The organism is Vibrio cincinnatiensis DSM 19608 (assembly GCF_900167345.1).
GTDB lineage: Bacteria > Pseudomonadota > Gammaproteobacteria > Enterobacterales > Vibrionaceae > Vibrio > Vibrio cincinnatiensis.
Genome location: NZ_FUXB01000016.1, coordinates 44,116 through 64,111 on the forward strand (window position 1 = coordinate 44,116; position 19,996 = coordinate 64,111).

The window sequence follows — 19,996 nt, forward strand, 5'->3', positions numbered from 1 at the left end:
CTCAACCTTTCCTCATGTTCCTTTAAGCGAATTTTCTTTCATCCATAAAAAAACACCGCCTATAGGCGGTGCTAAATATTTGACAGACAGGTCAAAAATAAATACAGGAAGTATATTTTGTAGCAGGGGATAACTGCACAAAATAGGATGGTAGAAACTACCTAACTCGAATTCCGAGTTTGCAAACACAACATCGCAACAACAAAGCCTATTGATTCTCTTAAGAATCAAGCCGTTCAGGCTTGCGTTACGAGGTGAAATATAGATTTTCTCTGGCTGGTTAGCAATGGACAATTTATAATGTTTCAGATTAAAAAAACTAATCTGCCATAGAGTGTACCCATGTCCAGAAGATTACCCCCGCTAAACTCACTGAAAGTGTTTGAAGCCGCGGCTCGTCACTTGAGTTTTACCCGTGCGGCAGAAGAACTGTTTGTCACTCAGGCTGCCGTTAGCCACCAAATTAAAGCATTGGAAGAGTTTCTGGGTTTAAAACTTTTTCGACGTCGTAACCGCTCTTTATTACTGACTGAAGAGGGGCAAAGCTATTTTCTCGATATTAAAGATATTTTTGGCTCGCTGGCGGAAGCGACCGATAAATTATTAGAACGCAGTGAAAAAGGGGCACTAACCATTAGTTTGCCTCCGAGTTTTGCTATTCAGTGGTTGGTTCCTCGTTTGGCTGATTTTAACCAGCAAGAGCCAGATATTGATGTTCGAATTAAAGCGGTGGATATGGAAGAAGGCTCGTTGACTGATGATGTTGATGTTGCGATTTATTACGGACGAGGCAATTGGCCCGGTTTGCGTGCCGATAAGCTTTATCAAGAATTTTTAATACCGCTCTGTTCCCCTGCTTTGCTGTTAGGGAGTAAGCCATTAGCTTGTTTGGGTGATTTAGCGCAGCACACCTTACTGCATGATACCTCTCGTAAGGATTGGAAGCAGTTTGCTAAAGAGAATGGGCTGGATTCGGTTAATGTTAACCACGGGCCCATTTTTAGCCATTCTACTATGGTGCTACAAGCCGCAGCTCATGGCCAAGGGGTCGCTTTAGGTAACAATGTGCTTGCCCAACCTGAATTGGAATCAGGCCGATTGATTGCTCCTTTTGATCAAGTTTTAATGACCAAAAATGCTTTTTATGTCGTCTGTCATGAGAAACAGGCCGATATGGGGCGTATTGCCACTTTTCGTGACTGGATGCTTAATAAGGCGCGTCGTGAACAAGAGGTGATCTTAGAAGAGGTGACGACGTCTCATGAATGAGTGGGTGACGGTGAATGAGCCACCAAATGTCGGTGAGAGTGCTTCGACCCCGACATGGATTTTTGCTCACGGCGCGGGGGCCGATAAAGATCATGAATTCATGTCACGAGTCGCCACAGGGCTAGCCGAGCGGGGCATTCGTGTTGTGCGTTTTAATTTTCCCTATATGATCAAGCGAAGCCAAGATGGTAAGCGCCGTCCCCCCGACAAAGCGGCCACATTACTGGCCTCTTATACTCAAATCATTGAGCAATGGGCAGATAAACCCGTGGTCATTGGTGGTAAATCGATGGGGGGGCGTATCGCCTCTTTGCTTGCAGAACATCCTAATGTTCGAGCCATCGCTTGTTTAGGGTTTCCTTTTCATCCCCCAGGAAAACCAGACAAGAATAAAGGGGCACACCTTGCTTCCATTACGAAGCCTTGTCTTATCTTACAAGGGGAAAGAGACCGGTTTGGCAGTGAAGACGAGTGCCAACATTTTGCGCTGAGTGAGGCTATTCAACTGCATTTTATTCCCGATGGCGATCATAGTTTTGTTCCAAGAAAGCGTTCAGGTTATCGCTTTGAAAGCAACATGATTTTAGTGTTGGATCAATTAGCTCAGTTTATTTGGGAGGTTTATGATGAAAAGTAAGTCCTTACTCATCTTTGGCGGTCTTTTTTCTGGTGTTGCGGTTGCTCTGGGGGCTTTTGCGGCCCATGCGCTAAAGTCTCAACTTTCAACCTATTTATTATCCGTGTTTCAAACTGGGGTGAATTATCAATTTATCCATGGTGCCGCTTTATTAATTTGTGGTGTGTTACTGCAATTTCCTCTGAGTGAAAAAGCTCGAAAATATTTTAGCCAAGCAGCCATTTGTTTTATCATCGGCATCTTTTGCTTTAGCGGTAGCCTTTATGCGTTGGCGTTGACTGGCGTGAAGTGGTTTGGCCCGATTACCCCATTAGGTGGGGTATTATTTTTATTTGGCTGGGGAATCTTTATCCTGGCTGCCATGAATATGAAAGAGGTGAAACAGTGAAACAAGTGATGCTCTATTGTCGCGCTGGCTTTGAAAAAGAGTGCGCTGGCGAAATTCAAGACAAAGCGAGCCAACTGGAAGTGTATGGTTTTCCTCGTTTAAAAAATAATACTGGGTATGTTCTATTTGAATGCTACCAAGATGAAGACGCCGATAAATTGATTAAACAGATCGACTTTCAGGCATTGATTTTTGCACGCCAGATGTTTGCTGTTGAAGCGGAGTTCATCGATTTACCCAAAGATGACCGCATCTCTCCCATTTTGTCACAGCTGTCAGCGATTGATTATTTGCCGCTTTGTGGTGATCTTCGCATTGAAACACCAGACACTAATGAAGCGAAAGAACTACTGAAATTTTGCCGTAAATTTACCGTTCCTTTGCGTCAAGCACTACGGGGGAAAGGGCTATTACTGGCTAAAGATAATGCTAAGAAGCCTGTTTTTCATGTCTGCTTTATCGCCCCCGGCCATTGCTATATGGGCTATTCTTACAGTCAGAATAACTCTCCCTTTTTTATGGGCATTCCTCGTTTGAAATTTCCTTCAGATGCGCCGAGCCGTTCAACTCTGAAATTAGAAGAAGCATTCCATGTTTTTATACCTCGAGAGGAGTGGGAAACACGTCTCGCGTCGGGGATGTGGGCGGTCGATTTAGGAGCTTGTCCAGGAGGGTGGACTTATCAACTGGTGAAGCGCTCGATGTTTGTTTATGCCGTTGATAATGGCATGATGGCGGAGAGTTTGATGGAAACAGGCCAAGTGAAACACCACATGGAAGATGGCTTTAAATTTGAGCCGCCTCGTAAAAATGTGACTTGGCTGGTGTGTGATATGATCGAAAAGCCTTCACGAGTGGCTCAACTCATGGGTGAGTGGCTGATCAGTGGCTGGGCGAAAGAGGCTATATTTAATCTCAAATTGCCGATGAAAGGCCGTTATGATGAAGTGTTAGAGGATATTGAAAATCTGAAACGATTCCTTAAAGAGCATCAAGTGAAGTTTAAGTTACAAGCCAAGCATTTGTATCATGATCGTGAAGAAATCACCGTCCACGTACAAAGCTTATCTCATATTTCGGCTTACTAATTCGGCCTGTTAGTCTTGTGTTATTCCGCTTTGGGCGCACTGAGCGGCTGAAACCGAATGTCTTGTAAGTTAAAGCCTAACTCAATATCGGTTTTGAGTTGGGCAACTTGCTTGCAGATCCTCGCCATTTCTATCTGCTCATCCAGTTTTTTTCGATATTTATCGGCTAACTGGTCACTGGCATAGGCTTCTTCAATGCTGGTAAACTGGTGCAAAATAGCTTGCGCTGCCTTAGGGCCAATCCCTGTAACGCCGGGAACTTGGCTGGAGCTGATTCCCGTTAACCCCCAGAAATCAGCCAGTTGGCTTGGCTGTACACCAAATTCTTTTTCAATAAAAGGGGAATCAAGCCAACGCTGTTGAAAGTAGTCTCGAATTTGCAAGGTGGGCGAGAGAAGCTGGCAATAGCCTTTATCGGTAGAAATGATGGTGGCCTTTTCTTGATGATTCGCCACTTTACAGGCGAGTGTGGCAACTAAATCATCGGCTTCATCGCCATCAGAAAGTAAAGAGTCGATACCCAATTCCCACCAAGCTTGTTGAATGGACTCTAATCCTTCTTGCAGTGGTGTGGGCATGGGTTTACGCCCTTGCTTATAGGAGGGTAGCAACTGAGCTCGCCAGCCTCTGTCTTGTAGGTAGTGATCAAACACGGCAATGATATGGGTTGGCGCTGATTCATCAATGATACGTTGCAGCGTCCGGCAAGTGGTTGCGGTGGTCCGAGCAATATCGGCGGGATCGGGCTGAGCTGAATGCACTCGGCGAATGAGGTTTAACGCATCAATAATTACAAGATGAAGAGACATAACTACCAAAAAAATAAGGGCCGATAAGCCCTTATTGTAATGAAATAAATTCAGATGACTATCCCTGTTCTCTTAGAGCGCAGGGATAAGCGATTACGTGGTGATACGATAGCAAGGCACATAAGCCGTGCCACCCGGTAATTTCATCCGATGTTGTTGTACAAAGTCACTGAGTAACTTATCCATTTTTTTCATTAATATTGGGTCGCCGTGCAATTCAAATGGCCCTTTGCGCTCTATTTCACGAATCCCTTCCGCTTTCACGTTACCCGCCACTATGCCGGAGAACGCTTGGCGTAGATTGGCTGCGAGCACTTCAGGACGTTGGTTGAGGTGCAAATCTAAACTGGCCATATTGTCATGGCTGGGTTCGAAAGGCAGCTGGAATTCAGGCTCAATTTTAAGCGACCAGTTAAAGCTATAAGCATCATCATGATCTCGACGATGTTGGCGAACTAAAGGCATCGCATCTTTCATAATGCGTGCCGCTTGAGCTGGATCGTCGATAATAATGGTGTAGTGTTTTCTCGCTTCTTCCCCTAAGGTTGCCGCAATAAACTGGTCGATGGATTGGAAGTAGGCCTCACTTTCCTTTGGACCGGTGAGGACGATAGGCATAGGTTGATCTGCATTATCTGGGTGCATCATAATGCCTAAAATATACAGCAGCTCTTCTGCGGTGCCTGGGCCTCCAGGGAAAATAATAATACCGTGAGCCATACGAGCGAATGCTTCTAGCCGTTTTTCAATGTCTGGCATAATGATCAGTTCATTGACAATCGGGTTGGGTGGCTCTGCAGCGATAATCGATGGTTCGGTGAGGCCAAGGTAACGCTGTTGGCGATAATGCTGTTTTGCGTGACCAATGGCGGCTCCTTTCATGGGCCCTTCCATGGCTCCAGGCCCACAACCGGTACAGATATTGAGTTCACGCAGCCCAAGTTCATGACCAACGGCCCGCGTATACTGATATTCCGTTTCATTGATAGAATGGCCACCCCAACAGACAATTAAGTTAGGATCGATGCCCGTCACTAATGTTCCAGCATTGCGCAAAATACCAAAGACAAGGTTTGTAATATGGCTGGCGTTGGTGAGGTTTAATCGCTGTTGATCCGACAAATGCATGTTGACGTAGACAATATCACGTAACACAGCAAACAAGTGTTCTTGAATGCCTTTGATGATTTGCCCATCCACAAACGCTTGCTCGGGAGGATTGGTGAGCTCAAGTTTAATACCGCGCTCACGACGCAAAACGGTAATGTCAAAATTTTTGTACTGATCCAATAACTCCTTTGAGTTATCGGTATGGCTACCAGAATTTAGTACCGCAAGGCTGCAATTACGATACAGTTGATAGAGATCACTGGACGCGGTTTTTTTTAGTCGTTCTACCTCAAGCTGAGACAGTAAGTCCATACTGCCCGCTGGGCTAACTTGAGTGATCATCGAGACCTCCTTAATTGAGTTACCTACGTGACAAGGTGAATGGATTCACGGATTGAATCGAGGGGGAGCCTACTATAACGGCGGGTAACTCATTGAAATACGTCTACCAATCTTGTGCGCTTCCTCTGCATTGGGGAATCGTCTACCACGTAAGATGTGAGTTTAGTCACTAAGTTTTCTTGTCTTATTACGTATTTGTATGAAATTTGACCGAACAACTTATTTCCACGCTAATTGGTTGGGGCCGTATTTTTTCACTTCTTGCAAAGAACGATAAAGGCGATCAAGCACAATTTCAGGTGTATCGGATTCTTTAAATGCCGTGGTTGAACCACTGAGCGTGATGGTAATGTGCTTATCTCGGAATTTAAATGGTAAACGGGCAATATTACGCTGTATTTGTTGGACCAATTGATGACATTCACTGTCACTGCGCTCTGGTAACAGGAGAATGAATTCTTCACCTGAAAAACGGGCTAAGGTGTCCGTTTTATTTAATTCTTTATGGATGGTTCTGGCGATGATTTTTAAAGCTTTGTCGCCCGCTAAGTAACCAAAACTCTCATTGATCGCTTTAAACTTATCGATATCGAGCACGACTAAGCGCAAGGGGTGTTGAGAGCGAATCCAGCGCCGATACTCCAGTTCTAAGTGATCATTAAAAGCGGTGCGGTTATACACTTTTGTTAATGGATCTTGCAACATTCGTTGCGCTTGGTCTTCCAAACGGCGCCGGTAGTCTTGCGTCAGCTCAAACAGGGCTTCCACTTGATTTTTGGTATAATGCATGCGTTCAATGAGTGCTTGCTCACGTTGTTGAGCTAACTCGAAACGTTCGGATAAGGATGTCATGTCACTGAATACGGTATCCAGTGTTTCGGCTGCTACTTCTCCTTTCTTTAATTCATGATGTCCACGTGCGACCAATTGGCGAAACTCTTGATTCATCTCTTGGCGATGGGTTTGGTACTGAATACTTTGTTGTAGATTTTGCCCAGTACTTTTTAGGTTTTTCATTAATGAGGCATTAACTTGCTCTAAAAATTTTTCTGAGCTTTTTCGCTCATATTGAGTTCCATCTATGACAAGTTTCAGCACTTGTAGCGCCAGTTCCAACAAAGTTTGGGTATTGACTCCGAGCAGTAGCTTGGTTCGAATGTCCGCCAATAAATCACCGGATTCCCCTTCAAAATCCAGCTCTGTTATCAGGTTTTGTAATTCACTGCTAAGTTGAGTGAGCAAAAGATTCTCGGCCGAAGATGGCTGCTCATTATGGGAAGAGGGGGAGTTATGGGTAAGAATCTTGATAGCTCGTTCATAGAGGCCGAGTAGATGGACCGCTTGTGCGGTTTTAGACTGTGATTGAGCGCTGGGTTGAGTAAATAGTTCTCGAAGATCTCGCTTGATTTTTACTGGTATTCCAGGAATCCGTAGCAAAATATCACGGCTATGTTTGATTTGTGCATCGAGGTGGTGATGCTGTTCTTCCGTTGCTAACGAGGTTGATTTCAACATAGGCTCCAGTACTGCTCAACGAGGGAGAATGAAAACCGGCATTCGTAGGTGGCTTGGTTGAGTGATACTCGAATGCGGTCGTAAACCCTGAACTTATTTACTTATTTGTCGATAATAACAAATAATTGTCCAGCGTCACCTAGCTTCCCTCATTAACCGTATACTATTTATCCATCTTTTAAGAGTTTTTTGATGTTCTCCTCATTCTTACAAGAAGAGTGAACTTTAATTAATCCCTGACTGATCGCTTGCTGGCAACATTTACGGATATTGTTGGATGCAAAGCTAGCCGCTGGCGCATTATCGATGGCCTTGAAGTAGATCCAATGGCTGGTTTTATCTTTCAAACTCAATTCACGAGCGACGCTGGTTGCCATCAACAAGATATCTAACAGCTCTTTATCATTAATCGCAGTATAAGCTCTGGGTAAGAATGGGTAATCGGCAATCCCCACCCGAATGGTTCGATTAAGCCGACGTTCAGGCTGGAATTGATCAACCCAAGTTTGAATTTTATTAAACAAAACTTCAGGTGGCCGCTCTCTATCAGTATTCGGTTCGATGTACAGTAAATTGGCATCGGAAAAATGATAGAGACGAGAGGGATCGGTGATATTCGCCTTTAAAAAAGCGCCAAAAGCATGCTCCATTTCAACACCAGCACTATACCCATGTTGTAGGTACATGTTCCGCAGGAAGGGAAGATCGATCATCACAAAGCGTAAGCGATCATTGAGGGGTTCATGAATTAATTCACCAATGTGCCATTGCTCATAATTATGGCTACTGCGTTGTAAGGATGAGAGTAACTTGGTGTTGAGCATTCGCAAGTTCGGAAGCCGTGAACGAGAGTGAGTGAATAAGTTGTTATTGAGTTCATCAATTTCATCTTGCTGACGTTGGATGATGTAACCTCGGCGCATTAAAAATAGGAATAAAATGACGCTGGTGACAAACAACGAAAAAGCAATTTTTTGAAATTTGTTATATTCCTGTTGAGTGGCTAATAGCGCTTTTTCTTGCCCCACTAAGTGTAGTGCTTGCTCGGCAAATTCTTTCTGACGACGAAACGCATCTTCACTGATTTGATTAAGTTTATTTTGACGAATTTGTGTAATGGCATTGCTTTGCTTGATATTTTCTAGTGCATTGGCGTATCGGCCTTTTTGCTCATAACCTAATGAGAGTAGTCGATACGCTTGTTCTTCAATCGTTAAGTCGCCTAACGATTGAGCTATCTGAAGCGCTTCTTGAGCGAATTGAATCACTCGTTGACTCTCTTTTTGCGAATAAGCAAGCCCGGCATTAAGTAACGCGGCTTGACCTTGTAGTTTTGGTATTGGGTGAGATTGTAAACGTTCTTCTGCCAGTACTAAATATTGCTCAGCCAGAGGGTAATTATAGAGTTGTAAATAAGTGGCGGCTAAATTTAACCGCACATCAATGACGCTGGAGATATTGATATCACCGTTTTCATGGTCAATGGCATTGAAATAATGAACCAGTGCTAAATTATATTTTCCCTGTTGGAAATAGACATCCCCCATTCGTTTTAATACGGCTGCCAAAATAGGCGATTTTTCGTAATTGCCATAAAACTCGGCAGCTTGAGAAAGATGAATTAAGGCTTTGTCGAATACACGTCGTTCATAAAAAAGTTGAGCAAGTAACGTGTTGGTCTTCGCAAGCAGAGCGCTGGCATCGATTTCAATCGCTTTCCAATAAGCAATCAGCAGATCAGAGAGTGCTAAATTGTATAGCTCATGTCTTAGATAGTGTTCACCCACAGTAATATGGTAGTCAATCATCGGCTTTTGTGCCGTTAAAGACTCGATATAAGGTTTAACTTCAAGAAAGAGCCGGTTCGCCAATTGAATATCATTGGCTTGAGAGGCTATTTCAGCTCTTAACATAGTGGTTTGATAATCGATATCTTTGGTTAACCGGCTGCTTTCTTTTAACGCTTCATAGCGGGCGGTGATGTCACGTAACTGCTTTCTCGCCACACTGGCATCACCATCAAAACGCCAATGTAGGCGAACCGTTAAGATATCGACCCCAAGTTCGAGATAAGGCAACTGATATTGAATGGCAAGTAATTTGGCTTCATCTAATTGTTGAAAGGCCGTCTCGGCATGGCCAAGGCGAAATTCAGCACTGGCTAAGATTTTCAACGCATCAATACTGCTGCCCGGTGTTCGAATTCGGCTATCGGTTTCATCGCGGCTGATGCTCGATGGATTTTTTTCCGTTTTATCGGCCAATTTTCGTAGCTGCAAATACTCTTCTGCTAGTGCTTTTGCTTGTATCGGTGATATGTCGATCAAACTATAGGCTTCATTCAGCATTGGGGATGAGTAGACGCCTGCTTGAGCCCAAGTGGATAGAAAAAGTAGAGCAATGAAGCCGCGTGATATCCAACGGAAAAAGTGCATGCTGAACGGGTTCCTTTTATTGTCTGGCCATACGAAAATGATGAGTAGGAGTCGCTTGATGAGTAGAACGAAATGGATTGATATCTAAGCCACCGCGACGAGTATATCGAGCCATAACCGTCAAATGTTCAGGGTGGCAGTAACGCTGGATATCCGTGAAGATGCGCTCAACACACTGCTCATGAAATTCATTGTGCTCACGAAACGAAACAATATACCGTAATAACGCTTCTCGGTGTATCTGTGGCCCTTGATACGTGATTTCTACGCTTCCCCAATCCGGTTGATTGGTGATTAAACAGTTCGATTTAAGTAAATGGCTGTGTAGGGTTTCTTCAACGATGATTTCGCTGGTGGCCTGACACAATACTTCTGGATTGAACTGATAGTCGGTGATGGCAATCTCTTGTTCATCAATACACTCACCTTGCATATTAACGATGGGCTGATGAGTGTAATGAGACAGAGGAAAGAGTTGCACACTTACGGTTTCGCCTGCGCACTGGGAGAGATCGTGAGTTAGGCACTCATGTACGGCTTGCCAAGACGAAAATTGGGTTTGATTCAAGCTATTGAGGTAGAGCTTAAAAGATTTTGACTCAATTAAATTCGTACTGGTTGCTGGAATGCTTACTTCTCCAATCGCAACTTGAGGAAGGCCTTTGTCATTTAGCCAAGAGATTTCATATAAGGTCCAAAGATCGCATCCAATAAACGGTAGTGATTCATGAAGGTTAAGTTGCTCTCGATTTAAACGGCGAGGTACAGGCTGCAATAGCTTGGGATCGTACTGGTGGGTATAGTCCGTTTTTTTTCCTAGCGTTAGCTCTGCCAGTTCTTTTGCTTCAGAATATTTGCTCATCATTTATTGTCAATTCGATTAGAATACCGAGAATTTTACGCAATATGACTGCTGGTGTCACTGGTCGTCTATGCTTTGTTTACCATGGAGAACGACATGGCTCATTTCGTCGCCTCAGCCTTATTATCTTTTACGCAACGTTATCGTGATGCTTACCAACAAAAGTATCAAACCTTCCCTTGTAGTACGGAACTTGCAGGTTTACCTTCGTTGTGTATTCAAAAGCAAGAGGGGGATAATGTTTACTGGCAAGCCCATCAACGGGAGGGCATTGCCTCTCTACAAGCGGTTGAACAAGGGATTGAGCTAACGCTTCACTCTGACATCGCCCCTTTTTATGGCTCGCAATATTGTGCTGATATGCCCGCATTATGGCGTGATAACGCATTAACGTTGTTACAGGTATGGAATGAAGATGACTATGTTAGGCTCCAAGAAAATATACTTGGTCATCTGGTGATGCAGCGACGCCTCAAGCAAAAACCAACCATTTTTATTGCGACAACGGATGACGATATGACGGTCATTTCAATCTGTAACTTAACGGGGAATGTTATTCGGGAAACGTTAGGACGTTCACAGCGAGAAGTTCTGTGTGCAGATGTGGCCGATTTTTTAGATCAACTTAAACCCGTGGTGTAGTTTTTATGTATGTGGTGGAACTGGAATTTGAGTGCTTTGATAACACAACCATCAGTGCGGTGGATAAAGCCGTTAATGGGCTAATGGAGGCGCTGCGTTTTAATGGTCAAGTACTTGGGCGTGAATTTCCTCTGGTGCTAGGGGAGGGGGAGTTTTTCCTGCGTGCGGTATGTCCTGAAAAAGATAGCCTACACCCTAACTACCATTCTGACTTTGTTAAAACCCGTTTGGCTCGTTTATCTGAAGCGAGTTTATTAGCACCGAAAGTTCGTTTATTAGGGCGAGATATTAACTCTGAGCAAGCCGCCGAAGCAACAGCACCTGCTTGGCAAGTACTTTATACCACTTATGTACATACCTGCTCACCTTTGCGTAGTGGTGAAACGTTATTACCGATCCCTTTATATCGTAATCCGGCCACGTTTAATGGCGATCATAAAGCGGTAATTAAGTGGCAAACGGAATGGCAAGCATGTGATGAAATTCAGATGGCAGGCGGCTGTAAAGCCGAGTACGCTGCATTGCATGAGTTGTGTGATATGAGCAGTGATTTATTTCGTCGAGGTTGGGATTTACGCGGGAGGATTGAGTACTTAACGAAAATTCCGACTTACTACTACCAATACCGAGTGGGGGGCGTGAGTTTAGCGGCGGAAAAAGCGCGCCCTTGTCCTAAGTGTGGTGGAGCGTGGTTACTCAGTGAACCATTGCATGAGATCTTTCATTTTAAGTGCGATCATTGTCGTATCGTGTCAAATATTTCGTGGGATCATCTGAAGAACTAAAAGATGGCAGAGCATTCATTGCACATTGAATGACAGGAGATAGCTGAAAAAAAGATAAAACCCGCTTGGGTTTTATCTTTTTGTTGTTTTCACCTCAGTCGTTTTTTGTCTTACCAGCCTTTGACTGAACCACCATGGAAAATGGTTGAAGCGGCTTCTGCTACTTCATCGGTCTGGTACGCTTTGAGGAAGTTCTGCACGTTTTCAGCATTGACGTTGTCTTGACGTGCCACCAGTAAATTCACATAAGGTGACTCTTTATCTTCGACAAAAATCCCATCTTTCTCTGGAGTGAGGTTGATAGAGCTGGCGTAAGTGGTATTGATGATAGCCAATGCAACATCATCCAGTGAGCGAGGTAGCTGAGCTGCGTCCAGCTCCATAATACGAATGCCTTTAGGATTATCGATAACATCACGAGCGGTGGCTAAAAGGCCAACATTGTCACGTAGTGTAATCAACCCTTGTTGCTCAAGTAACAACAAAGAACGGCCTAGGTTGGTCGGATCATTGGGTACCGCAATACGTGCACCTTGTTCTAGTTCATCAATGTGGCTTATCTGCTTTGAATAGCCCGCAATAGGGTAAACAAAGGTATTGCCGACGATGGCTAATTTATAGCCGCGATCAGAGATCTGTTTTTCTAGATAAGGTTTGTGTTGAAATGCGTTAGCATCAATAGAGCCATCATCTAATGCGGCATTGGGTGTCACATAATCGGTAAAGATCACCAATTCCACATTAAGGTTGTATTTTTCTTTGGCAATTTTTGCTGCCACTTCTGCCACTTGTGCTTCTGCCCCAGCGATGACACCGACTTTGATCCGATTCATATCAACGCTTTTCTCCCCACAGCCCGATAAAACCAGAGCTGAAGCTGCAGCGGTAATGGCTAGTAACCCTTTTAAATTCCACTTCATATGTATTTTCCTTGTTATAGATAGTTAACTTATTTGTGATCTACTCGGCGAACTAATCTATCACCGATAGATTGAATAATTTGTACTAAGATGATCAGCATAATCACCGTTACCGTCATGATAGTGGCATCATAGCGGTGGAATCCGTAACGAATGGCCACATCCCCTAAACCACCACCACCGACGGTGCCAGCCATGGCCGAATAACTGACCAGTGTCACTAAAGTAATCGTCACCGAGTTTAAGATGGTTGGCATCGCTTCAGGTAATAACACTTTGCTGATGATCTGCATGGGTGTCGCTCCCATTGATTGCGCTGCTTCGACCAGACCACTGGGGACTTCAATGAGAGCGCCCTCTATCAGGCGAGCAACAAAAGGAATGGCACCAATGGTTAAAGGAACAATCGCCGCGGTTGTACCAATAAAGGTGCCTACCAGCATTTTTGTGAACGGGATAATCGCAACCATTAAAACTAAGAATGGAACAGAACGGCCAATATTCACTACCGCGCCTAATATTTGATTGAAGCGGGGATTTTCTAGCAATCCCCCTTTTTTTGTTATATGTAGAACAACGCCAAGTGGAATACCAATGGCAAAACCCACAATGCCTGCGATGGCTACCATATAGATGGTTTGCCAAGTCGCTGTTAACAGCAAACTGCTGTTAAAGTTCAGCCAATCTAGAATGGTATTAAAGAACATAACCGAGTACCTCGACTTTTACATGGTTGTCTCTTAGATATTGAATCGCGGCAATATCATCTTGTTCATCACCAAAAATTTCTGCCACCATCATGCCAAATTTTACCCCGCCCGCGTAATCAAGATCGGAACTAAGGATGCTGACATCAATATTAAACTTGCGGGCAATCTGTGACATTAAAGGCGCATCAACGGTGGCTCCCGTAAATTCTAGGCGAACCAGTGGATAGCTACCCGCTACCCGTTCTGATTGTAGACGTGCTTGATAATCATCAGGGATCGATAAGTCGAGTGTTGAACGAATAAATTGGTGAGCGAGTTCGGTTTTAGGATGGGCAAAAATATCTCCAACGCTACCTTTTTCCACCAATTGTCCATCACCAATGATTGCCACTTCATGGCAAATGCTTTTTACTACATCCATTTCATGGGTGATCAGTAAAATAGTAATGTGTAATTGGCGGTTAATTTCTTTAAGTAATTCAAGGATAGATTGCGTGGTGGCAGGATCCAATGCACTGGTTGCCTCATCACAGAGTAGAACTTTAGGATCAGAAGCTAAAGCGCGAGCAATCGCCACACGCTGCTTCTGACCACCACTTAAATTGGCAGGGTAAGTATCGCGTTTATCCGATAAACCCACTAATGCCAATAGTTCGGTTACTTTTTGGGCGATATGTGCAGAAGTGTGCCCCGCAAGTTCAAGGGGTAATGCGATATTCTCAAATACCGTTCGGGAAGAAAGCAGGTTAAAATGTTGGAAAATCATCCCAATATTGCGTCTTGCTTGGCAGAGCTGTTTGTGGTTTAGAGTCGTTAAATCGACCCCATCGACGATAACGCGACCGCTGGTCGGTTTTTCTAACATATTTACGCAGCGTATGAGCGTACTTTTTCCTGCTCCTGATGAGCCGATAACGCCAAAGATAGTGCCTTGTGCAATGTTGAGGTTAATCTCTTTCAAGGCGTGTATTTCTTTAGTGCCTTGGTAGAACACCTTATTTACTTGATTAATTTGAATCATAAAACCATGTCGCGTTCTTTCTCACTTGTCGATTGATGCTATGAGTTATGCTGTTTTAAGTCAATAGATATTTTTACGTCTAGATGGCTAAATGACTTTTATTCCTTGTCTTGATTAGACGAGTGGAATAAGTTGTGAAACCATGCCACCATGGTTCTTTCCAACCTAGCATATTAGCGTTAGTTGAGTATAATTCTTGGAAAAATACGTCATTAGAGAGCAATATTTTGGCCAAACCCGCTGTGTTTTTAGACCGTGATGGGGTGATTAACCTCGACACGGGTTACGTGCATGATGAGCACGACTTCCATTTCATTGATGGTGTTTTTGAAGCAACCAAGCAATTAAAAGCCATGGGCTATTTATTGGTGTTAGTGACCAATCAGTCTGGGATTGCGCGAGGCCTATTTAGTGAAGACCGCTTCCTTTCTCTGACTCAATGGATGGATTGGAACTTTGTGGATAATGGCGTGGAATTTGATGGCGTCTACTATTGTCCACATCATGCCGAACATGGCATCGGTGACTATAAGCAGGACTGCGATTGCCGTAAACCTAAACCAGGCATGTTTATTTCTGCTCGTGATTTTTTGAACATTGACATGGCAAACTCCGTTATGGTGGGGGATAAAGCGGAAGATATGATGGCCGCAGACGCTGCGGGTGTTGGACATAAGATTCTTGTGCGTACCGGGAAACCGATTACCGATCAAGGTGAAGCCTTAGCGAATGTTGTGCTTGAGAGTATCGCCAATGTGCCAGCTTACCTTCGTTCTTTACCATAGGCTATTGAGCAACGATGAGTAAAAAGCTGACCATCCTTGATATTGCAAAACTCTCTGGTGTAGGAAAGTCTACAGTATCGCGTGTGCTGACTAATGACCCCAAAGTGAGGCCAGAAACCCGAGCTCGGGTTGAGCAAGTGATTGCTGAATCGGGTTATGTGCCATCAAAATCGGCACAGTCTATGCGAGGTGGGAGCCAAAAAGTGGTTGGCGTTATTATTTCTCGTCTGGATTCACCATCGGAAAATCGGGCTGTCAGCCGCATGCTGCAAGTGCTTTATCAGCATGGGTATGATGTGGTTATTATGGAAAGCCAGTTTGATCGGGGAAAAACACAGGCTCATTTGCAGGTGTTGGCAAAACGCAATGTGGATGGAGTGATTGTGTTTGGTTTTACCGATATGGACTTATCCACATTAGTGGATTGGGAAAATCGAGCGGTACTGGTTGCTATGGATTGTGAGCAGGTCTCCTCGATTAATTACGACAACCGAGGCATTATCAACCAAGCTTTGCATTATCTACAGCAAAAACAGCTATCACAAATTGCCTTTATTGGTGTGAATCCGCAAGACAAGACAACTGGGCTCATGCGTTTACAGGCATATTTGGATTGGTGCGAAGCGAATGGGAAAGTGCCGAACTATCAAACCGGCGCTCTTCATCATGAGAGTGCTTATCAGCTGGTTGATCATGTCTTGCAGAAAGAGACACAAGCCATTGTTTGTGCTAGTGATACTTTGGCGTTAGGCGTGATCAAGCGTTTGCAAGAACGGCAGCGCGAGGATATTGCTGTCACGGGGGTTGGGGGAAATGAGCTGCTGTCTTTCCTATTTCCGAATGTATACAGTGTTGATCCTGGCTATCATCAAGCGGGTGAACAAGCTGCTAACCTATTGATTCATCAGCTCACAAGTGAGAGTGTTGACTGTGTCCATATCACTCAACAACCCGCATCAAGCGTATAATCAGTGAGTTCGTTTTTATCTATCCATTACTCACATTCTTCTTTCTCATCACCTTTCGCTATTTAAGCACTCTACCTTGTGATTCTCTGCCGAGTAAAATCAGCGTGAGATCTCACGTTTTCCGTCTAAACATTAAACAGTTTGTGATCGCTTTCAATTAATGGGACTGTTCCCATTTTGTATTCACATCGAATGTGCCAATATTTCACCATCTAAATGGGACTGTTCCCATAAGAAGATCAACGATGATAAATGGAAATAAAACAGGGTGGATGGGATATGACTAAGATAGCGAAACAAGACGTTCTTCGTCTGATTGAGCTGGTTGGTGGTAACGAAAATATTGCCAGTGTCAGTCACTGCTTAACACGTTTACGTTTTGTACTGAATGATACAGAGAAAGCAGACGTCAAACAGATTGAAACGTTGAGTATGGTTAAAGGGTGTTTTACCAATGCCGGACAGTTTCAGGTTGTGATTGGAACTGACGTTGATGAGGTTTATAAAGTCTTATTGATGTTAACGGGAAAATCCGAAGCATCCAAAGATGAGGCAAAACTCGTAGCTCGGAAAAATATGAATGTACTGGAACGCGGGATTTCCCATTTAGCTGAAATTTTTGTCCCTTTGTTACCAGCCATCATCACTGGGGGGCTTATTCTTGGCTTCCGGAATGTGATTGGTGATATCAATATGTTCGATGGGCAAACCTTGACCGAAACTAGCCAGTTTTGGGCCAGTGTGCATGCCTTCTTATGGCTGATTGGTGAAGCCATTTTCTTCTTTCTTCCTGTCGGTGTGTGTTGGTCTACCGTTAAAAAGTTGGGAGGAACACCGATTCTTGGGATTACGCTTGGGGTGACCTTAGTTTCTCCTCAACTGATGAATGCTTACTTAATTGGTACGCAGGTACCTGAAGTCTGGGACTTTGGTTGGTTTGCGATTGAGAAAGTTGGGTATCAAGCTCAGGTGATCCCAGCCATTTTAGCGGGTGTCGTATTGGCCTTTATTGAAACCAACTTAAAACGCATTATTCCTTCCTACCTTTATCTTGTGGTGGTTCCTTTTATTTCTATCATTCTGGCTGTGATTCTCGCTCATGCCTTTATTGGCCCATTTGGACGAGTAATTGGTGATGGGGTTGCTTATGCGGCAAAAGCCGCGATGACGGGGGATTTTGCAGTACTTGGTTCTATGATATTTGGTTTCTTATATGCGCCATTAGTTATCACTGGGATTCACCACACAACCAATGCGGTCGATTTACAATTGATGCAAGAGCTGGGAGGAACGCCTATCTGGCCACTCATTGCCTTATCGAATATTGCGCAGGCATCTGCGGTGGTGGGCATCATCATTATCAGTAAAAAGCAGGGAGAGCGGGACATTTCTATCCCAGCGGCTATTTCGGCTTACCTTGGGGTAACAGAGCCTGCAATGTACGGTATTAACTTGAAGTATAAGTTTCCAATGCTGAGTGCAATGATCGGTAGTGCATTGGCTGCGGCTATCTGTGGCAGTGCTGGTGTGATGGCAAATGGGATTGGTGTGGGGGGCTTGCCGGGCATTCTATCTATCCAACCTCAGTATTGGGTGACCTATTTGTTAGCAATGGTGGTGGCGATTGCTGTTCCTGCGGCATTGACGTTACTAATGTACAAACGTGCCCAAACAAAAGGTGAACTGGCGGCAATGAGTGCTGAGTAAACCTATTTTTAGAGTGGTGGATTGCCACTCTTTTTCTCCATTTTCGGTAAGTGAGTAGAGAGCAGATGACGACAGTAAATAAAAAACATGAATGGTGGAAAACGGCCACCATTTACCAGATTTATCCGAAAAGCTTTTGTGATAGTGGGGCGAAAGGAACCGGCGATCTACAAGGCATTATTGGAAAATTAGACTATTTGAAGCGATTGGGAATTGAGGCCATTTGGTTAACCCCCATTTACCCTTCGCCGATGGTCGATAATGGGTATGATATCGCTGATTATTATGCCATTAATCCAGATTTTGGGTCGATGGCCGATTTTGAACAATTGCTTGATGAAGCCCATCAACGAGATATTCGTATCATCATGGATATTGTGGTTAACCACACCTCAACAGATCATGCTTGGTTTCAGTCTGCCATCGGCGATAAAGCGAGCCCTTACCGAGATTATTATATCTGGAAAGCCCCTGTTGATGGTCAGGCTCCGAATAATTGGCAGTCTAAGTTTGGTGGCAGTGCTTGGGCTTTGGATGAACAAACTAATGAATACTACTTGCACCTTTTTGCAAAAGAACAGGCCGATTTAAACTGGGAAAACCCCCAAGTTCGTCAAGAAGTGAAGGCGATCATTCATTTTTGGGCTCAAAAAGGGGTGGATGGTTTTCGGTTAGATGTCATTAACCTTATTTCCAAACAGCAAGATTTCCCTGATGACGAACAAGGAGATGGTCGCCGTTTTTATACCGATGGTCCAAGAGTTCATGAATATTTACAAGAAATCAGCCGTGATGTTTTTCAACGCTACGGCAGTGTGACAGTGGGGGAAATGTCATCAACCACATTAGAACATTGCCAGCAATACTCAGCGTTGGATGGTAAAGAGCTGTCGATGGTATTTAACTTTCACCATTTGAAAGTGGATTATCCCAATGGTGAAAAATGGGCCCAAGCACCGTTTGATTTTTTGCAACTTAAACAGATTTTTAATCATTGGCAAACTGGGCTTAATGGTCAAGGGTGGGGCGCTTTATTTTGGTGTAACCATGATCAACCTCGAGTAGTCAGTCGATTTGGCGATGATCTGCAATATCGAGTGGAATCGGCCAAAATGCTGGCAGCATCGATACATATGATGCAAGGGACTCCGTATGTTTATCAAGGAGAAGAGCTTGGTATGACTAATCCGGGTTATACCTCTATTGAGCAATATCGGGATGTCGAAAGCACCAATATGTATCAGATCATGGTGAACCAAAAAGGTGTGAGTAAAGCAGACATGTTGGCCATTTTAGCCGATAAATCCCGAGATAATTCACGAACACCCATGCAATGGGACGGTTCTTTGTATGCGGGATTTAGCCAAGCAGCACCTTGGTTGGCTGTGGCAGAAAATTATCCTCAGATTAATGCTAAGCAAGCGTTAGCGGATGAAAACTCTGTGTTCTATTTTTACCAACGCTTAATTGCGTTACGCAAAACGATTCCTGTGATCACACAAGGTGATTACCTCGATCTCTTGCCTGATCATCCGGCTATCTTTGCTTATCAAAGACAGGATGATAAACAGACGTTATTCTGCCTTAATAATTTCTATGGGCAGGAAGAAGAGTGTGTTTTACCCGAAGGGATTGCGTTAGAAAAAGCGCGTTATTTGCTGGGAAATTATCCTCATCCAGCAGAGCAAAGAGTCGATGTGCATCAAATTCTTCGCCCTTATGAAACTCGGATCATTTTGATTGATCATTAAATCCTGATTGAGTCTAAAAGTGGATTCAATGGCTTGGCTTCAAGGGGGAATTGACTTGGAGCCTTTTTTATTTATAGGTAAAGCCGCTGTGGAGTAGGGAAGACAGCTAAAAATAGATGAACACAAAAAAGCCTGCTCATTGAGCAGGCTTCTTTATAGATGGTGGAGGGGGACGGATTCGAACCATCGAAGGCGGAGCCGGCAGATTTACAGTCTGCTCCCTTTAGCCACTCGGGAACCCCTCCAAGGGGT

17 protein-coding genes, 1 tRNA gene and 1 pseudogene are annotated in these 19,996 nt (G+C 44.0%); 10 read left to right on the forward strand and 9 right to left on the reverse strand.

The features are described from left to right. Nucleotides 1–342: 342 nt before the first annotated feature. Genes B5D54_RS14210 through rlmM form a run of 4 tightly spaced genes read left to right on the forward strand, consistent with a single transcriptional unit; the run spans nt 343 to nt 3,382 of the window. Nucleotides 343–1,269 carry a transcriptional regulator GcvA gene (locus B5D54_RS14210; RefSeq protein ID WP_078927228.1) on the forward strand — a complete coding sequence of 309 codons (927 nt, stop codon included), beginning with the start codon at nt 343–345 and terminating at the stop codon, nt 1,267–1,269. Then, nucleotides 1,262–1,906: an alpha/beta fold hydrolase gene (locus B5D54_RS14215; protein ID WP_078927229.1), complete on the forward strand. Its 645-nt coding sequence runs from the start codon at nt 1,262–1,264 to the stop codon at nt 1,904–1,906. The genes B5D54_RS14210 and B5D54_RS14215 overlap by 8 nt, the downstream gene beginning before the upstream one ends. Then, nucleotides 1,896–2,294, forward strand: coding sequence for a DUF423 domain-containing protein (locus tag B5D54_RS14220; RefSeq protein WP_078927230.1), 399 nt, complete (start codon nt 1,896–1,898; stop codon nt 2,292–2,294). Before B5D54_RS14215 ends, B5D54_RS14220 begins: the two co-directional genes overlap by 11 nt. Continuing rightward, entirely contained in the window at nt 2,291–3,382 is a 1,092-nt protein-coding gene (rlmM, locus tag B5D54_RS14225; RefSeq protein WP_078927231.1) for a 23S rRNA (cytidine(2498)-2'-O)-methyltransferase RlmM, read from the forward strand. The genes B5D54_RS14220 and rlmM overlap by 4 nt, the downstream gene beginning before the upstream one ends. 20 nt (nt 3,383–3,402) lie before the next feature. Here the strand turns inward: rlmM and xni are convergent, their stop codons facing one another. From xni to queF, 5 genes and pseudogenes are all read right to left on the reverse strand, one after another. After that, entirely contained in the window at nt 3,403–4,191 is a 789-nt protein-coding gene (xni, locus tag B5D54_RS14230; protein WP_078927232.1) for a flap endonuclease Xni, read from the reverse strand. A 93-nt stretch (nt 4,192–4,284) separates the two neighbouring features. Further along, a complete protein-coding gene (ppnN, locus tag B5D54_RS14235) occupies nt 4,285–5,643 on the reverse strand; it encodes a nucleotide 5'-monophosphate nucleosidase PpnN (protein ID WP_078927233.1) in 1,359 nt (452 codons plus the stop codon). 219 nt (nt 5,644–5,862) lie between these two features. Next, a pseudogene (locus B5D54_RS14240) lies at nt 5,863–7,173 on the reverse strand (GGDEF domain-containing protein); the annotation flags it as partial. A 152-nt stretch (nt 7,174–7,325) separates the two neighbouring features. Continuing rightward, complete coding sequence (locus tag B5D54_RS14245) at nt 7,326–9,593, reverse strand: tetratricopeptide repeat protein (RefSeq protein WP_078927235.1); 2,268 nt, start codon at nt 9,591–9,593, stop codon at nt 7,326–7,328. Nucleotides 9,594–9,609: 16 nt separating this feature from the next. Beyond that, entirely contained in the window at nt 9,610–10,455 is an 846-nt protein-coding gene (gene queF, locus B5D54_RS14250) for an NADPH-dependent 7-cyano-7-deazaguanine reductase QueF (RefSeq protein ID WP_078927251.1), read from the reverse strand. Between the two features lie 96 nt (nt 10,456–10,551). Between queF and syd the strand changes: the two genes are divergently transcribed. Beyond that, nucleotides 10,552–11,097, forward strand: a complete 546-nt coding sequence (syd, locus tag B5D54_RS14255; RefSeq protein ID WP_078927236.1) for a SecY-interacting protein — start codon at nt 10,552–10,554, stop codon at nt 11,095–11,097. A gap of 5 nt (nt 11,098–11,102) precedes the next feature. Next, entirely contained in the window at nt 11,103–11,882 is a 780-nt protein-coding gene (locus tag B5D54_RS14260; protein WP_078927237.1) for a Zn-ribbon-containing protein, read from the forward strand. A gap of 110 nt (nt 11,883–11,992) precedes the next feature. Here B5D54_RS14260 and B5D54_RS14265 read toward each other — a convergent pair whose 3' ends face one another. Genes B5D54_RS14265 through metN form a run of 3 tightly spaced genes read right to left on the reverse strand, consistent with a single transcriptional unit; the run spans nt 11,993 to nt 14,533 of the window. Continuing rightward, nucleotides 11,993–12,802 carry a MetQ/NlpA family lipoprotein gene (locus B5D54_RS14265; RefSeq protein ID WP_078927238.1) on the reverse strand — a complete coding sequence of 270 codons (810 nt, stop codon included), beginning with the start codon at nt 12,800–12,802 and terminating at the stop codon, nt 11,993–11,995. 29 nt (nt 12,803–12,831) lie between these two features. Then, nucleotides 12,832–13,509, reverse strand: a complete 678-nt coding sequence (locus B5D54_RS14270) for a methionine ABC transporter permease (RefSeq protein ID WP_078927239.1) — start codon at nt 13,507–13,509, stop codon at nt 12,832–12,834. After that, nucleotides 13,499–14,533, reverse strand: coding sequence for a methionine ABC transporter ATP-binding protein MetN (gene metN / locus B5D54_RS14275; protein WP_078927240.1), 1,035 nt, complete (start codon nt 14,531–14,533; stop codon nt 13,499–13,501). Before metN ends, B5D54_RS14270 begins: the two co-directional genes overlap by 11 nt. 227 nt (nt 14,534–14,760) lie before the next feature. On the opposite strand from metN, the gene gmhB reads away from it, so the two are divergent. From gmhB to treC, 4 genes are all read left to right on the forward strand, one after another. Further along, nucleotides 14,761–15,318, forward strand: a complete 558-nt coding sequence (gene gmhB / locus B5D54_RS14280) for a D-glycero-beta-D-manno-heptose 1,7-bisphosphate 7-phosphatase (RefSeq protein ID WP_078927252.1) — start codon at nt 14,761–14,763, stop codon at nt 15,316–15,318. 14 nt (nt 15,319–15,332) lie between these two features. Beyond that, nucleotides 15,333–16,286: a trehalose operon repressor TreR gene (gene treR, locus B5D54_RS14285; RefSeq protein ID WP_078927241.1), complete on the forward strand. Its 954-nt coding sequence runs from the start codon at nt 15,333–15,335 to the stop codon at nt 16,284–16,286. A 279-nt stretch (nt 16,287–16,565) separates the two neighbouring features. Continuing rightward, nucleotides 16,566–17,993, forward strand: a complete 1,428-nt coding sequence (gene treB, locus B5D54_RS14290; RefSeq protein ID WP_078927242.1) for a PTS trehalose transporter subunit IIBC — start codon at nt 16,566–16,568, stop codon at nt 17,991–17,993. 65 nt (nt 17,994–18,058) lie between these two features. Then, nucleotides 18,059–19,744, forward strand: a complete 1,686-nt coding sequence (treC, locus tag B5D54_RS14295; RefSeq protein WP_078927243.1) for an alpha,alpha-phosphotrehalase — start codon at nt 18,059–18,061, stop codon at nt 19,742–19,744. 160 nt (nt 19,745–19,904) lie between these two features. Here treC and B5D54_RS14300 read toward each other — a convergent pair. Beyond that, nucleotides 19,905–19,989 (reverse strand) — tRNA-Tyr (locus B5D54_RS14300). Nucleotides 19,990–19,996: the final 7 nt, after the last annotated feature.